Source organism: uncultured Merdimonas sp. (assembly GCF_963929015.1).
Taxonomy (GTDB): Bacteria; Bacillota; Clostridia; order Lachnospirales; family Lachnospiraceae; genus Merdimonas.
Genome location: NZ_CAWVHE010000009.1, coordinates 65,084 through 81,512 on the forward strand (window position 1 = coordinate 65,084; position 16,429 = coordinate 81,512).

A 16,429-nucleotide genomic window follows, 5' to 3' on the forward strand; every position below is an offset into this window, starting at 1 on the left:
ATATGCTGGAACAATTAAAAAAAGAAGTCTATGAAGCAAATCTGCTTCTGCCCAAATATGGTCTTGTGACATTTACCTGGGGAAATGTCAGCGGGATCGACCGGGAAAAGGGGCTGTTTGTGATCAAGCCAAGCGGCGTGGAGTATGACAAACTTACGCCGGAAGATATGGTTGTCATGGATTTGGAAGGAAATAAGGTAGAGGGAAGGTACAATCCTTCTTCTGATACGCCTACCCATGTGGTGCTCTACAACCGGTTTCCACAGATCGGTGGCGTGGTCCACACCCACTCTTCCTGGGCCACCAGCTGGGCGCAGGCAGGAAGAGACATCCCCTGCTACGGCACGACCCATGCGGATTATATCTACGGAGAGATCCCCTGTGTGCGGAATCTTACCAGAGAAGAGATCGAAGAAGCCTATGAAAAAAATACCGGCGTCCTGATCGCGGATGAATTTGAGGCAAGAGGGAAGGATCCGGTTGCGGTTCCGGCGGTGCTGTGCAAGAACCACGGTGTATTTACCTGGGGAAAAGACGCCCACGAGGCGGTGCACAATGCGGTGGTGGCAGAGGAAGTTGCCAAAATGGCGGCCCGGTGCGAGATACTCAATCCCCATGTAGAGCCGGCGCCACAGGAGCTTCAGGACAAGCACTATTACAGAAAGCACGGGGCAAACGCCTATTACGGGCAGGGAAATCAATAAAAATAATAAATAAATATAGAAAGGAATCAAAAACATGCTGAAAAGAAAAAATTACAAGTTCTGGTTTTGTACCGGATCACAGGACCTTTACGGAGATGAGTGCCTGGCACATGTAGCAGAGCACTCCAGGATCATCGTAGAAAAGTTGAACGAGTCTGGAAGACTTCCCTATGAGGTGGTCTGGAAACCGACCCTGATCACCAATGAGCTGATCCGGAAAACCTTTAATGAGGCAAATGTGGATGAGGAATGTGCGGGTGTGATCACCTGGATGCACACCTTCTCCCCGGCCAAGTCCTGGATCCTGGGACTGCAGGAGTACCGCAAACCGCTGCTGCACCTGCACACACAGTTTAACCGGGAGATTCCCTACGACACGATTGACATGGATTTTATGAATGAGAACCAGTCTGCTCATGGCGGAAGAGAGTATGGACACATCTTTACCCGCATGGGGATCGAGCGGAAGGTGGTTGTAGGATACTGGGAGGACGCGGCAGTACAGGAAAGAGTGGCTTCCTGGATGCGTACTGCAGTGGGCGTGATCGAAAGCAGCCATGTCCGTGTCATGCGAGTAGCCGATAACATGAGAAATGTAGCGGTAACGGACGGCGACAAGGTAGAAGCTCAGATCAAATTTGGCTGGGAAGTAGACGCTTATCCGGTCAATGAAGTGGCGGAAGCAGTGGCTGCAGTGTCGGAAAGCGATGTGAAAGCGCTGACAGATGAGTATTATGACACCTACGATATTCTCCTGGAGGGAAGAGATCCGGAAGAATTCCGCCGTCATGTGGCAGAGCAGGCAAGGATTGAGATTGGATTTGAGCGGTTCCTGGAGGAGAAAAACTATCAGGCTATCGTTACCCATTTCGGGGATCTGGGAAGCTTAAAGCAGCTGCCGGGTCTGGCAATGCAAAGACTGATGCAGAAGGGATATGGATTTGGAGCAGAAGGCGACTGGAAGACAGCAGCTATGGTCCGCATCATGAAGATCATGACAGAGGGCATGAAAGATGCGAAGGGAACTTCCTTTATGGAGGACTATACCTACAATCTGGCTCCGGGCAAGGAAGGCATCCTGCAGGCGCATATGCTGGAAGTATGCCCCACCATTGCCGATGGTCCGGTGAGCATTAAGGTAAAACCCTTAAGTATGGGCGACAGGGAGGATCCGGCAAGACTGGTATTTACTTCCAAGACAGGACCGGCGGTTGCCACATCTCTGATCGATCTGGGACACAGATTCCGTCTGATCATCAATGAGGTAGACTGCAAAAAGACCGAAAAGCCGATGCCGAATCTTCCGGTAGCAACTGCATTCTGGACTCCGAAGCCGGATCTTCTTACCGGAGCGGAAGCATGGATCCTCTGCGGAGGCGCACATCACACCGCGTTTTCTTATGATCTGACCGCAGAGCAGATGGGAGACTGGGCGGCAGCTATGGGAATCGAGGCCGTATACATTGATCAGGATACCACGATCCGCGGCCTGAAGAATGAGCTGCGCTGGAACGAGGCTGCTTATAAATAATAATGATAATAATGAAACGATAATAAAGAACGATTGAAAAGATAGAAGGACAGGAGGAAGACAGGATGCAAAGCAAAGATAAGATTATTGAGACCATCCGCTCCGGGCAGGCGGTCCTGGGGATGGAGCTTGGCTCTACCCGGATCAAGGCCGTGCTGATCGACACGGATAAAACTCCCATCGCTTCGGGAAGCTACGACTGGGAAAATCAATATGTGGATCACATCTGGACTTATGATATCGACGAGATAAAAAGAGGCGTGCAGGGCTGCTACAGTGATCTGGTAAAAGACGTAAAAGAAAAATACGATGTGACGCTGACCCGCCTGGCAGGTATGGGTGTAAGCGCCATGATGCACGGATATCTGGCATTTGATGAGAAGGATGAGCTTCTGGTGCCTTTCCGAACCTGGAGAAATACCATCACCGGAGAAGCGTCGAAACAGCTGTCGGAACTGTTTGCGTTCCACATTCCTCAGCGGTGGAGCATCGCGCATCTCTATCAGGCGATCCTGAATGGGGAAGCGCATGTAAAGGACGTGCGGTTTTTCACCACTCTGGCTGGATACATCCACTGGAAACTGACCGGCCGGAAGGTGCTGGGAAGCGGAGACGCGGCTGGCATGTTCCCCATGGATACGAAGACCAGAGACTATCATGAAAAGATGGTGGATCAGTTTGATGAGCTGGTGGCAGGACAGGGATATCCCTGGAAGATCCGTGACCTTCTGCCGAAAGTGCTGCTGGCAGGGGATGACGCAGGCTGCATGACAGAAGAAGGGGCAAGATTCCTGGATCCTTCGGGAACCCTTAAGGCCGGCACGCCCATGTGCCCGCCGGAGGGAGACGCGGGAACCGGCATGGCAGCCACAAACAGTGTGGCGGTAAGGACCGGAAATGTGTCTGCCGGAACCAGCGTGTTTGCCATGGTGGTTATGGAAAAAGACCTGTCAAAACCCTATGAGGAGATCGACCTTGTGACCACCCCGTCCGGAGATCCGGCGGCTATGGTGCACTGCAATAACTGCACCACGGATCTGAATGCATGGGTAGGCCTTTTCAAAGAATTTGCTGATTGCATGGGCATGGATGTGGATATGAATACGCTGTATGGCAAGCTGTACAACAAAGCGCTGGAAGGAGATCCTGACTGCGGCGGACTGCTGGCTTACAATTATTTTTCCGGAGAGCATATCACAGGATTCGATGAAGGAAGACCGATGTTTGTCCGCTCGCCCGGAGAGTCGGTTCAACCTTGCCAATTTCATGCGGGTACATCTGTTTACCTCTCTTGGCGCGCTGAAGACAGGCATGGACATCCTTCTGAAGAAAGAGCATGTCCGTCTGGACCGGATGATGGGACATGGAGGCCTCTTTAAGACCGAAGGGGTAGGCCAGCAGATCATGGCAGGAGCCATCGACACGCCGGTGTATGTAATGGAGACGGCCGGCGAAGGCGGAGCCTGGGGCATTGCCCTTCTGGCAGATTACCTGGTGCGCCGGGAAGAAGGAGAGGATCTGACCTCCTATCTGGCGGATAAAGTATTCCAGGATTCCAGAGGAACCGGTCTTGATCCGGTGCCGGAAGATGTGACGGGTTATGAGAAATTCATGGAGCTCTATACGAAAGGGCTTGCTATTGAAAGAGCTGCGGTGGAGACATTTTAGAAAAAGAGAAAAGGCAGAAGAGTCAGGAGACGAAGGAGAAACTTCGTCTCCGGGCTCTTTGTTCTGAAAAAAAAGGCCCTGCGGGGAAAAAAGTCAGAAAAAGAAGGATTGACTTTCGCCGCAGACAGGAGCAGAATAAAGGTAGAGCGGAGGCGTCATGATCTGACAGCATATGTCAAATTTAACTATCTTTGGAGGGATCTACAATGGCTAAGGGAAACTCTAAGGCCGGGGCATCGTCAGCCACTTTAATGACCAGCGGGCCGATCTGGAAGCGTCTGGTCGCATTTTGCGGTACCTCTTTTCTGGGGGAATCTTTTTCAGCAGTTTTACAACACTGCCGACTCGGTGATCGTTGGTAATTTTCTTGGAAATAATGCCCTTGCGGCGGTTAGTTCATCAGGGAACCTGATCTTTCTCCTGGTGGGCTTTTTTAATGGCATCGCGATCGGAGCAGGCGTAGTGACCGGAAAGTATTTTGGCGCCGGAGACATGCAGAATCTGAAAAAATCTGTACATACCACCGTAGGATTTGGTCTGATCTGCGGTATCCTTCTGACCATCCTTGGCATCCTGGGAGCGCCAAAGATCCTGGTGCTGATGGGGACGCCTGCGGAAGTACCTGCCGGAGTCGCTGGCGTATTTCCGGGTATATTTTCTGGGTTCGCTGGCTTTTGTGATGTATAACTTTTTTGTAGGCATCCTGCAGGCCATGGGAGGACAGCAAGCATCCGCTGATCTTCCTGATCATATCTTCTGTCACAAACATTGTGCTGGATCTGTTCTTTGTAGGGGTTCTGGGCTTTGGCGTGTGGTCGGCCGCCTTTGCGACGGTGATCTCACAGTTTTTGAGCGCCGGCCTTTGCCTGCGTCAGCTGATGAAGGGAAATGGAGTTTTTCAGTTACAGCTAAGAGAAGTGCGGATCGAGCGCGAAATGCTGCGGCAGGTGGTGACCAACGGCGTGCCGGCAGGTATACAGAATTCGATTATTTCTCTGGCCAATGTATTTGTCCAGTCTAATATCAATGCGTTTGGAGCTACGGCGGTGGCCGGCTGTGGATCTTATGCCAAGATTGAAGGCTTTGGCTTTTTGCCGGTCACCTGTTTTGCCATGGCTCTTACCACATTTACCAGTCAGAATCTGGGCGCCAGGGAATATGCACGGGCGAAAAAAGGCGCAGTGTTCGGGGCGATCTGTTCCCTTACGCTGGCAGAGGCGGTCGGTCTTGTGATCAATCTCCTTGCGCCGGTGCTGATCGGAGCCTTTGGAGGCGGAGAAGAGGCGATCGGATACGGCGTGATCTGGGCCAGGACTGTTACCTGGTTTTACTTCCTGCTGGCCTTTTCCCACTGTATGGCAGGAATTTTAAGAGGGGCCGGCAGATCTACCGTGCCCATGTTCGTTATGATGATCTGCTGGTGCGTGATCCGTGTCAGCTATATCAGCATCGCGGTGCGGATCGTGCCGGATATCAAGGTGGTATTTTGGGCATATCCGCTGACCTGGGCGCTGAGTTCGGGAATCTTTTTGCTTTATTTTTTGAAGTCCGACTGGATCCACGGACTGGAGAAGAGACGGTAAAGACGCGTTGGACAGGCGCGGCGCCGGGAAGACCGACGCCGCGCCTGTTTTCGCGCCCTACTAAAATGACAACATTTTAAGCTGATTTGACAATGTTTCTTTTGCCGTCTACGTTATAATGGCATTATATACAAAACTTAACTATGGTATGACAGGAGGAATGGCAAAAGTGGACAAAAAGAATTTATGGCAGATTTATGATGAAGCCGAGCTTACACGTCTGGAGGAGGTAAACCAATGTTACCGGGAGTGTCTGGACGAGGGCAAGACAGAGCGTGAATGTGTCGCAAAGACGATCCGCATGGCCAGGGCAGCGGGCTACCGGGACATCCGGGAAGCGATTGCCGACAAAAAGGAAGGAAAGGGAGGCCTGCAGGCCGGAGATAAGGTGTATGCCGTCTATGCGGAGCGGGCCATCGTGCTGTTCCAGATCGGGAAAAAACCTATTGAGGAGGGCATGAATATTCTGGGGGCGCACATTGATTCTCCCAGGATCGATCTGAAGCAGCAGACTCTCTATGAGACAGAGGGGCTGGCTTATTTTGACACCCACTATTACGGAGGCGTAAAGAAATACCAGTGGCTGGCGCAGCCTCTGGCGATCCACGGTGTGGTTGTAAAAGAGAACGGCGAGAAAGTAGAGATTGTCATCGGAGAGGATCCGGAAGATCCGGTTCTGGTGATCACAGACCTTCTGCCCCATCTGGACAAGCCCATCCGCAAAAAGACAGCAGATGAATTTGTGGATGCGGAAAATATGGATCTTCTCATTGGAAACCGGGCGAAAAAGGGTGAAGAGAAGGATGCGGTAAAAGGATACATCCAGGATCTTCTGAAAGAAAAATACGGCATTGAAGAAGAGGATTTTATCTCTGCCGAGCTGGAGATCGTGCCGGCGGGAAAGGCAAGAGAGTGCGGCCTGGACAGAAGTATGATCCTGGCTTACGGACAGGATGACAGAGTGTGTGCGTTTACGTCTCTGATGGCCATGCTGGAGGTGGAAGCTCCGGAGCGGACCAGCTGCTGTATCCTGATCGATAAGGAGGAGATCGGCAGTGTAGGCGCCAGCGGAATGACTTCCCGGTTTTTTGAAAATATGGTGGCAGAGATCGTTGCGCTTCTTGGGGATTACAATGAGCTGACGGTAAGAAGAGCGCTTTCTTCCTCCAAGATGCTTTCTTCGGACGTAAGCGCCGCATTTGATCCGATGTTTGCGGAAGTGTATGAAAAGAGAAATTCCGCGATGCTGGCCTGCGGACCGGTATTTAATAAATACACCGGCCACGGCGGAAAGAGCGGATCCAACGATGCGAATCCGGAATATGTGGCACAGCTTCGCCGGGTGATGAGAGAAAACCAGGTACGGTTCCAGACCGCGGAACTTGGCCGGATCGATGTGGGCGGCGGCGGAACCATCGCCTACCTCTGCGCGGTCTACGGCATGGAAGTGATCGACAGCGGAATTGCCGTGCTGTCTATGCACGCTCCATGGGAGACCACAAGCAAGGCAGACATTTACGAAGCCGTGAAAGGCTATAAAGCATTTTTAAAAGAAACATTTTAATTTCTACCGGGGGGGGGTGATACCATAGTCCTCCGGACGTTTCAAAGAATTAGAAATGCCCTTTACAGAGGAAGCGTACTCTGAGGGAGACATCCCGGTGGCGTTCTTGAACTGTTTGGAAAAATACTGGAGAGAGCTGTAAGAAAGAAAATACGCAATCTCCGTAAAGTTCATGGAGCCGTCCCGGATGATATCCCGGGCCCTCTGGATCTTCAGGTCATTGAAATATTCCATGACGCCGCAGTTCTTTTCGGAATGGAAGAGAGACTGCAGGGCGGACCGGCTGATCGAGAGCGCGTCGCAGATCTTGGAAATGGTCAGCGGTTCGCAGATGTGGAACTGCATGTATTCGATCACTTCGTTGATCCTTCCGGATTTGCCGGCGTCGTTGGTGTCTGACAGCGGAGCGACAGACTTGGAGTCTGTCAGGTTCTCCCGGTTGTTGTGGTTCCGCTGCAGAGTGATCAGAAAAAGCTCCAGATAGAGGAGGATCAACTGTTCGGATCCAAAGGGAGCGTCGGCTCTTAGCTGGATCTGTTCTACCGAAGGAAGGTGCATGGGTGTGGACAATGTTTCCCTGGCCGTGCTGATGACGTGTGAGATGAGCGTCCGCTCTTCCATTGTCAGGGTACAGCTTTTCTTGCGGAAGAAATCTATGGCAGGCGACTGTGTGGTAAAGGAAATGGCTACCAGGTTTGGAGAAGAAGAACCTACTGAGCGGATGGCATGAAACTCGCAGGGCTGGTGAAAAATAATATCGCCGGCTTCCAGGCGTACCGTATCCTCTCCGGAACGCACAAGGACAGAGCCTTTGTCCACATAGAGCATTTCCCAGAAATCATGGGATTCGCCGTGGAAGACAAAGTCTTTCATATATTCAAAATAGTGGATGGTGATGATGGAATCGATAACGATCTCACGTTTTAAATGGGTTCGGATATAAGTCATGATGTTCACCTCCTATTGTTTGACATATTTTAACATAAATGGAAAAATTAGGAAATGGGGAAAAGAGAATATGAAAGTAGCGCAAAATGATGTAACCATTCTGTTTGATGAAGAAACATTGCGGTTCACGATTGAAAAAGAAAGTATTTTGTGGACATGGCAATCCAATTATGTCCCGCATATGGTTTGTGAAGAAGGAGAGATTCTTTTTAATCAGGCCAGAAATATTTCTCATAAAGAATATCAGACCGGTCTTGGAACCGGAATCCTGAGCAGCTACGAAGGATTTGAGAAGGACGGCGTTGTATATGACTACAGCTTCCGGACCTTCGTATGGGCAGAAGCTTCCACCGGAAATGTATATTTTGAGTGGATCCCGATGAAAGAAGAAGGTCTTCATATTAAAAAGCTGTTCTGGCCCGGTGAGATGAGCTTTGAGGAAAAGAAGGACAGCTGGTATACTCTTCTGACCCATCAGCAGGGAATGTTGGTGCCCAACACCTGGGAGACAGAGCTGTCTCCGGTAGTGTTTGACGGATTCTTCGGAACGGCGGGCGGATACATGCCCTGGTTCGGACAGGTGAAGGACCGGGCCGGCTACATCGCCATCAGCCTGACTCCCTGGAATGCAGGATACCATGCAGAGCATCCGGCAGGAGGCCCGTACACCCATGTGGGCGTGTGGTATGAGCCAAGTCTTGGAAAGATGGACTACCGCAGAGTCTTAAGATACACCTTTGTTTCGGACTGTGATTACAACGATCTGTGTAAGATTTACAGAGCCTACGTCAATGAACAGGGAAACCTGCGGACTCTGGAAGAAAAGGCGGCCCGCAATGCTTCCGTCAACGACCTGATCGGCTGCGCTTTTGTACACAAGGGCATTAAGACCGTGGTTCAGCCAAATTCCGATTTCTTCGACGCGGAGAATCCGGATAAAAACAACCATCTGACCACATTTGCCCAGAGAGAAAAAGAGATCCGTGAGCTGCATGCAGAGGGAGTAGAGAAACTCTACATGCACCTGGACGGATGGGCAGAGCCGGGATACGACAACCAGCATCCGGATTACACACCTGCCTGCGAGGCGGCCGGCGGATGGGAAGGCATGAAATCCCTGGCAGACACCATGCATGAATGCGGATACCTCTTCGGCATTCACGATCAGTACAGGGATTACTATCTGGCGGCTGCCACTTATGATGAAAACTTTGCCTGCATGCTGGCGGACGGTACGATCCCCGGGCACCAGAGATGGGCAGGCGGCCCGCAGACATTCCTGTGCGGAACACAGGCGCCCTACTATGTAAAACGCAACTTCCAGAAGATCGAAGAAAACGGCATCAAACTGGACTGCGCGTATCTGGACGTATTCACCTGCAACGAAGGCGACGAATGCGACAACCCCATGCACCGCATGACCAGAAAAGACTGCTACGATTACCGCTGCAAATGCTTTGAGTATCTGTTATCCAAAGGAATCCTCACAAGCTCCGAAGAAGTCAGCGACTGGGCAGTGCCAAGTCTGGTATTCTGTCACTATGCGCCTTACGACTTCATGATGAAAAAACCAGGCTCCGCAAAAGAAGCCATTCCGGTACCGCTTTACAACCTGGTTTACCACGATTGCGTGATCCAGCCGTGGATGATGGAAAAAGTCAGTGAAGAAGAAGACTACATGCTGTACGCCCTTCTGAACGGCGGCGCGCCTTACCTCATCCGCGACGCGGCATATCCGAACACAGACGGCGCGTTTGACGACGGCATCAGCCTGAAGCTGGAAGAAGACATCCGCCGCAGCAAGGTAGTCAGCACACTGCACGAAAAAGTCGGCAAGTGCGAGATGGTAAAACACGAGATCCTGGACGGCAACTGGAAACACCAGCGCACCACCTTCTCCAACGGAACCACCGTAACCGTGGACTTTGAGAAGCAGACATACGAGATCAGCGAATAGGAAAACAGGGTGTACCCCCGGTTGGGTACACCCTGTTTTTCAATTAGGTACAGGGCAAAATGCAATTTGGGACGTAGACCTTTGCAAAAGGTCTACGTCCCAAATTGCATTTTGCATAAAAAACATCAATGATCATTTTTAATCTTATGCAAATGGCATAAATACTGGACGATATGACAAGTAAACAGGATGATAAGAAAAGCTTTTGATTTGGAAAATCTTTATAATTATAAATATCGGAAAGAGATAAAAACAGGCATTTTTGACAATGTGTGTTTGTAAGGAGGTGAGAATAAAGTGGAAAAGAAGATTACATTTGCGATCGCGGGTCTTGGAAGCCGCGGTAAGGATGTATATGCAAAAGCCATCGCCGCCCACCCGGAGAAGATGGAGATCACAGCCGTAGCAGATATTGATCCTGAGAAGGTAGCTATCGCAAAGGAGCTGTACCATATCCCGGAGGAGCGGTGTTTTGATAGTGTAGAAAAGATGCTGGAGCAGGAGAAGCTGGCGGACGCCATGGTGATCGCCACCCAGGACCGGCAGCATGTGGGACACGCCATCCCGGCGCTTCGCAAAGGCTATCATCTGCTGCTGGAGAAGCCGGTATCCCCGGATCTTGACGAGTGCAGGCAGATCGTGAAGGTAGCAAAGGAATGTGACCGCAAGGTTGTGGTCTGTCATGTGCTTCGCTACACCCCGATCTACCGGAAGGTGAAGGAACTTCTGGACGCCGGGACCATCGGCGATGTGGTTTCTATCATGGCGTCGGAGCAGGTGGGCTGGTTCCATATGGCTCACAGTTTTGTGCGTGGCAACTGGAACAATTCCGATACCACAAGCCCCATGATCCTGCAGAAATGCTGTCATGACATGGATCTTTACCTGTGGCTGGCAGGAAAGAAATGTGAATCCCTGTCCTCCTATGGAAGCACTTACTTATTTAAAAAGGAAAATGCGCCGGAAGGCTGTAAGGAAAGATGTACCGACGGCTGCAAGTATCAGGGCGTTTGTCCGTTTGATGCGGAAGCGATCTATCTTGATAATCAGCTGATGGGCTACCGCACCGGACACCGGGCATGGCCGCTGGATGTGCTGACCCAGGAAGTTACAGAGGAAAATATCCGAAAGGCGATTGAAACCGGACGGTTTGGCAGATGTGTTTACCATTGTGACAACAACGTTGTGGACCATCAGGTAGTCAATTTAAATATGACGGACGGATCTACCATGAGCTTTACCATGAGCGGATTCAGCCCGGACATTGCAAGATATGCCAGATTCTATGGGACAAAGGGTGAGCTGATCGTCAATATGGACGCCAATGAACCGGCAAAGAGTTCCATTGAGATCAAAGGATTTGCCCCGGATTTTCCGGAGAAGAGTGTGGATGTGATGTCCCTGTCCGATGATTTTACAGGACATGGCGGCGGCGACATTGTAATGGTAGAGGAATTTGCAGACATTTTGCTTGGCAATATCAAGGAGAGCAGTTCCATTACTTCCCTGGAGCACTCTGTGGAGAGCCACTACTGTGCGCTGGCGGCAGAAGAATCCAGAAGGGGCGGCGGCAAGGTGATCAGCCTTGACACATATCGCCAGGCATAAGCCTGGCAGCCGGCCGGAGAAAAAGGCCGGACTTGTAACTGAAAAAAATGGGTTTCCATTTTTATAAGTAATACCAAAGAAAAAAATAATAAGAAGGGAGAGGGTATTATGAAGAAAAGATTAACAAAACTGGCTTCACTTGGTTTCGTAGCAACCATGTGCGTAGGCCTGCTTGCCGGATGCGGCGGCGGAAGTGATGAAGGAGGAAGCGAAGGCGGAAGCGGAAAAGTAGAGCTTTCTCTTGGTATCTGGGATGAGAACCAGAGACCGGCCATCGAGGATGTAGTGGCAGCTTATGAAGAGGAGAATCCGGATGTAACGATCAATATCGAGCTGACACCTTACAGCGGCGGCGAGTACTGGACCAAACTGGAGGCTGCAGCAGGCGGCGGCACAGCTCCGGACGTATTCTGGATCAACGTGCTTCACCTGGATTCTTATGTTGACGGCGGCATCCTGGCAGACTTAACAGACGCCATCGCAGAATCTGACATTAATGACGCTTACTCTGAGACACTGGTACAGAACTATGTGCGTGAGGATGTAAACTACGCAGTTCCGAAGGACTTTGATACCAACGCTCTGTGGTACAACAAGGAAATGTTTGACGCTGCAGGCGTAGCTTATCCGACCGACGACATGACCTATGATGATTTCGTAGCTCTTTGTGCAGAGCTGAAAGACAAACTTCCGGAAGGCGTATATCCGTTCGTTTGCCCGGTAGACTTCCAGACCTGGTACTATCAGACCGTATATGCAAACGGCGGCTGGATCATCAACGAAGATGGAACAGAGACCGGATATGATGATGCAAAGACCCAGGAAGGTATCCAGTGCTGGATCGATCTGATCGACCAGGGATATGCTCCGGCAGCTGCAACGGTTGCAGAGACCGGTTCTGACGCTATGTTCCAGGGCGAGCAGGTAGCGATGACATTCGCAGGATCCTACATGGTTCCGGAATATGCAAATAACGAAGCAGTCGCAGACAAGATCGACTGTGTAGAAATCCCGACCTACAATGACATTGAAGACAACTGTATCAATGGTCTTGGATACGCTGTATACGAAGGCTCCAAGAACAAAGACGCAGCCATCGACTTCGCAATCTGGCTTGGAAGCAAAGACGCTCAGGATATCCAGGGTGAGTCTGGTGTAGTTATCTCCGCAAGAACAGAGTCTCAGCACCTGTTTGCAGAGGCAAAACCGGAGTACAACCTGGCAGCATACACCAACCATGCAGACGTTGCTTATCCGCTTCCGATGGGCGGCATTAAGACTGCAGAGATTTATGATCTGGAAGCTACATGGCTTACCAAAGCTTATACAGGAGAAATGTCTCTGGCAGACGCTTGTGCAGGTCTGAAGGAAGAGGCTGACGCACTGCTTGCAGAGTAGAAGAGAGGTCTTTGATAGAATAAAGTAGGTGAGAGAATGGCTCAGAAAAGTGCAGTCAGCAGCGAGGGCGCCAAAGAAAAAGGCGTCCTCCTGGCAGAAAAAAGACTGGCTTGCGGCATATATTTTTATCGCGCCGGTCACCTTAGGCCTTCTGATATTTTACATTTGGCCGTTTTTCCAGAATATCTGGTTTAGTTTTAATGATGTAAACAAATTTAATATGTCTACCTTCGTAGGACTGGAGAATTATATTAAGCTGTTCTCGGACAAAGAAGTGTGGAAGGCATTTGGAAACTCCCTGAAATACGTTATCGTTACCGTGCCTGTGGGACTGTTTTTGTCCATCTTTATCGCGGCGCTGATGAACGCAAAGATCCGGGGAAAATCTATTTACCGTACCCTGTATTTCCTGCCGTCCGTAACCATGTCTGCAGCCGTAGCCATGGTATGGAAGTGGATGTACAATGAGCAGATGGGTATCTTAAATACCGCCATCAAAGCGGCAGGCGGATCCGGCCATGCGTGGCTGACCTCCCCCAGCACGGCTCTTTACTGTATCATGCTGGTAGGACTCTGGATGACTGTAGGTTATAACATGATCATCCTTCTTGCCGGTATGCAGGGAATTTCACCAACTTATTATGAAGCAGCTTCTCTGGACGGAGCAGGTCCGATCCAGCAGTTCTTCAAGATTACGATCCCGATGCTGACGCCTACGATCTTCTTCGTGTTGATCACGTCCATCATCAGCGGATTCCAGGTATTTGATACCATTTACATGATGATCGGTAAGACAAATCCGGCATACGACGACACCCAGACCGTAGTTATGCTGTTCTACCGCCAGGCATTCGACTATGGATATAAGGGGTACGCGGCAGCGATCTCCCTGTTTATCTTCATTGTCATTATGATCGTGACGGTAATCCAGTTGATCGGCCAGAAGAAATGGGTAAATTACGACTAAAGGAGGAGAGAAAGCATGAGAGGAAAAGCGAATATGTATCATTTGATCGTGCATCTGCTCCTTCTTGCGGGGATTGTCATTGTAGTATTCCCCTTTGTATGGATGGTGCTTACTTCCTTTAAGACCAACGGGGAAGCGCTTCACATTCCGCCGACAATCCTGCCGGAGCACTTTGTAACGGAAGCTTATACAGAGATCTTAGGAGCTCTGCCGTTTGCGACCGTATATATGAATACGATCATTTCCACCGTTATTACAACGGTAGGACAGGTGCTGTTCTGTTCTATGGCAGCATATGCGTTTGCAAGAATTGACTTTCCATTTAAAAAGCATTATTTTCGTATTAGTTCTTTCTGTACTGATGGTTCCTGGACAGATCTTCCTGATCCCCCAGTATACCATTGTGCAGAAGCTGGGACTCCTTGATACCATCCCGGCGCTGTTCCTTCCAAACCTGTTCAGTGCATTCGGAACCTTCCTGCTGCGCCAGTTCTTTATGTCGCTTCCAAAAGAACTGGAAGAGGCGGCGGTTCTGGACGGATGCAGCCGCTATCAGATCTTTGGACGGATCATGCTGCCGCTGGTAAAACCGGGTATCGTGGCCCTGGTGATCTTCACTGCGAAGTTCGCATGGAATGACTTTATGTGGCCACTGATCGTCAACACTTCTACAGACAAGATGACACTTGGTCCTGCACTTTCCACACTGCGCGGACAGTACACGAACCCAGTATCCGATGCAGATGGCCGGCGCCGTTATGGCGGTGCTGCCGCTGATCGTACTGTTCTTCATCTTCCAGAAACAGTTTATCGAAGGTGTTGCACAATCCGGTATTAAAGGTTAAAATAAACCAATATGAAGGTATGGCCCCAGAGGATCAAATCTCTGGGGCTGTTTTTATAACGGGTCTCTGCCTTGCTATGACTATGAAATGACAACTTGAAGGGGGGTAAGGCAATGGAGAAACTTTACTGTCTGATCCGCGTGGCGTTTCAGACGAAATTCGCCTATATTAAGGCATTCTGGTTTAATATATTCGGTACGGCGGTGTCAATTTTGATCTACTACTTCCTCTGGAAATATGTGTTTATGTCCAGAGAGGAGCTGCATGGATTTACCGCGGTGCAGATGACCACTTATGTGGTTCTTTCCCGGACGCTTTCCTCCCAGTTTTCGGGCGGAATCAACAAAGAGTTCGCGGAATGGGTCTATAAGGGAAATATTGTGGTGGAGCTTCTGCGTCCGATCCATCTGGCGTTTAATCTGTTCGGGAAACGGCTGGGAGAATTTTTCTTCTTCCTGTTGTTTAAGGGCATCCCCATCGGGATCCTGGGAACGCTGCTCTTGGGCGGCTGCGGACCGGCGGGAGTAGTGGAATTTCTGCTGTTTTTTGTCAGCGTGCTGGTATCCATCGGGATTCTCTTCTGGATCGAGGTGGCGGTGGGAATAGTGTCCTTCTTCACCCTGAATACCTATGGCCCTTGCATTTACCAAGAGCGCCCTTTTATCCATCCTGTCGGGCGGCGTGGTGCCTCTCTTCCTTTTTCCGGAGAGTGTGGCGAGAGTCCTGGACTACCTGCCCTTTGCGGGGATGGTGACCGTGCCGGTCTACACCTATCTTGGAAAATATTCCATCCAGGAGGCGGTGTCCTTTATCGGCCTGCAGGTGGTATGGTGCGTACTGCTGGGCGTGCTGGTAATGGCCTTTTACCAGAAAGCGATTAAAAAAGTCGTGGTGCAGGGAGGATAACGAAGATGAAGAGAGTGAGTTATTGCCTGCAGCTGTGGCGGGCCTACCTGCGGGTCGGATTTCTTACGATGACTCAGTATCCGGCGGATACGGTGATCCTGCTGATCTCCATGTTGGTGCGGGAGGCTTCCGGGTTTGTGGGAATCCTGGCGATCGTAGGAGTGACAGGCGGCATGGGAAACTGGAATGTTTACGAAGTCTGCATTTTGTTTTCCATGTGTGCAGTGATCGAGGCTATTGGCCAGGCATTTTTTGACAATGTGTGGGGCATGGATCACATGATGCGGCGCGGAGAGCTGGATGTATTTCTGACCCGTCCGGCGCCGGTGTTTTTGCAGGTGCTGGGACAGGTCACCCATTTTCAGGCGGTTTTATCCCTGATCATTTATGTGGGGATCTTTGTGTGGGCGGCCCTGCAGCTGCATCTCCAGGTGGGTCTGTATGAGGCGCTGATCCTGGTGGAATATATAATCTTTGGAACTATGGTAAATTCCGGCATTTATGCTATCTTTAATTTCCTGAATTTCTGGATCGTCCAGGGGGAGGATATTGCAGTGCTGGTGCAGACCTGCCGGGAGTTTGTGAAATATCCTTTGAACGTCTTTCCGGCGGCGATCCAGGGGCTTTTTACCTTTCTGCTGCCGCTGGGGTTCGTGGCTTACTATCCGGCCATGGCCCTGCTCGGGAAGACGACTCTGCCGGTGGAACTGATGCTTCCGGCAGTGGGAGTGTTCAACACGCGATCTAGTG

General features: G+C 50.6%; 10 protein-coding genes and 4 pseudogenes. 13 read left to right on the top strand and 1 reads right to left on the bottom strand.

From position 1 onward, the window contains the following. Positions 1-2 precede the first annotated feature (2 nt). From ABGT54_RS05015 to ABGT54_RS05035, 5 genes and pseudogenes are all read left to right on the top strand, one after another. On the top strand, positions 3-704 hold the full coding sequence (locus tag ABGT54_RS05015; RefSeq protein ID WP_346663099.1) for an L-ribulose-5-phosphate 4-epimerase: 702 nt from the start codon (positions 3-5) through the stop codon (positions 702-704). A 34-nt stretch (positions 705-738) separates the two neighbouring features. Beyond that, on the top strand, positions 739-2,235 hold the full coding sequence (araA, locus tag ABGT54_RS05020) for an L-arabinose isomerase (RefSeq protein ID WP_346663100.1): 1,497 nt from the start codon (positions 739-741) through the stop codon (positions 2,233-2,235). Between the two features lie 65 nt (positions 2,236-2,300). Continuing rightward, a pseudogene (locus tag ABGT54_RS05025) lies at positions 2,301-3,903 on the top strand (FGGY-family carbohydrate kinase). A gap of 206 nt (positions 3,904-4,109) precedes the next feature. Next, positions 4,110-5,486: pseudogene (locus tag ABGT54_RS05030) on the top strand (MATE family efflux transporter). A 169-nt stretch (positions 5,487-5,655) separates the two neighbouring features. Continuing rightward, entirely contained in the window at positions 5,656-7,050 is a 1,395-nt protein-coding gene (locus ABGT54_RS05035; protein WP_346663101.1) for an aminopeptidase, read from the top strand. Positions 7,051-7,053: 3 nt separating this feature from the next. Here the strand turns inward: ABGT54_RS05035 and ABGT54_RS05040 are convergent, their stop codons facing one another. After that, positions 7,054-7,998, bottom strand: coding sequence for an AraC family transcriptional regulator (locus tag ABGT54_RS05040; RefSeq protein WP_346663102.1), 945 nt, complete (start codon positions 7,996-7,998; stop codon positions 7,054-7,056). Positions 7,999-8,068: 70 nt separating this feature from the next. Here ABGT54_RS05040 and ABGT54_RS05045 point away from each other — a divergent pair, with 70 nt between their 5' ends. The 8 genes and pseudogenes from ABGT54_RS05045 to ABGT54_RS05080 form a co-directional block, all read left to right on the top strand. Beyond that, positions 8,069-9,955: a DUF5696 domain-containing protein gene (locus tag ABGT54_RS05045; RefSeq protein WP_346663103.1), complete on the top strand. Its 1,887-nt coding sequence runs from the start codon at positions 8,069-8,071 to the stop codon at positions 9,953-9,955. Between the two features lie 297 nt (positions 9,956-10,252). Continuing rightward, positions 10,253-11,563, top strand: coding sequence for a Gfo/Idh/MocA family oxidoreductase (locus ABGT54_RS05050; RefSeq protein WP_346663104.1), 1,311 nt, complete (start codon positions 10,253-10,255; stop codon positions 11,561-11,563). Between the two features lie 108 nt (positions 11,564-11,671). Next, positions 11,672-12,961, top strand: coding sequence for a sugar ABC transporter substrate-binding protein (locus tag ABGT54_RS05055; RefSeq protein ID WP_346663105.1), 1,290 nt, complete (start codon positions 11,672-11,674; stop codon positions 12,959-12,961). A 49-nt stretch (positions 12,962-13,010) separates the two neighbouring features. Further along, positions 13,011-13,928: a sugar ABC transporter permease gene (locus ABGT54_RS05060; protein WP_346663106.1), complete on the top strand. Its 918-nt coding sequence runs from the start codon at positions 13,011-13,013 to the stop codon at positions 13,926-13,928. A gap of 15 nt (positions 13,929-13,943) precedes the next feature. Then, positions 13,944-14,773: pseudogene (locus ABGT54_RS05065) on the top strand (carbohydrate ABC transporter permease). A gap of 245 nt (positions 14,774-15,018) precedes the next feature. Next, positions 15,019-15,345, top strand: a pseudogene (locus ABGT54_RS05070) (ABC-2 family transporter protein); the annotation flags it as partial. A 58-nt stretch (positions 15,346-15,403) separates the two neighbouring features. Then, a complete protein-coding gene (locus ABGT54_RS05075) occupies positions 15,404-15,679 on the top strand; it encodes an ABC-2 family transporter protein (protein ID WP_346663107.1) in 276 nt (91 codons plus the stop codon). Between the two features lie 5 nt (positions 15,680-15,684). After that, positions 15,685-16,429: ABC-2 family transporter protein (locus ABGT54_RS05080; RefSeq protein ID WP_346663108.1), on the top strand; the 745-nt coding region annotated here is incomplete at its 3' end.

Excerpts from the sequence above, each read along its gene's own strand:
- ABGT54_RS05015 (WP_346663099.1), top strand. The coding sequence starts at position 3 with ATGCTGGAACAATTAAAAAAAGAAGTCTATGAAGCAAATCTGCTTCTG.
- araA (WP_346663100.1), top strand. The coding sequence starts at position 739 with ATGCTGAAAAGAAAAAATTACAAGTTCTGGTTTTGTACCGGATCACAG.
- ABGT54_RS05040 (WP_346663102.1), bottom strand. The coding sequence starts at position 7,998 with ATGACTTATATCCGAACCCATTTAAAACGTGAGATCGTTATCGATTCC.
- ABGT54_RS05045 (WP_346663103.1), top strand. The coding sequence starts at position 8,069 with ATGAAAGTAGCGCAAAATGATGTAACCATTCTGTTTGATGAAGAAACA.
- ABGT54_RS05055 (WP_346663105.1), top strand. The coding sequence starts at position 11,672 with ATGAAGAAAAGATTAACAAAACTGGCTTCACTTGGTTTCGTAGCAACC.
- ABGT54_RS05075 (WP_346663107.1), top strand. The coding sequence starts at position 15,404 with ATGGCCCTTGCATTTACCAAGAGCGCCCTTTTATCCATCCTGTCGGGC.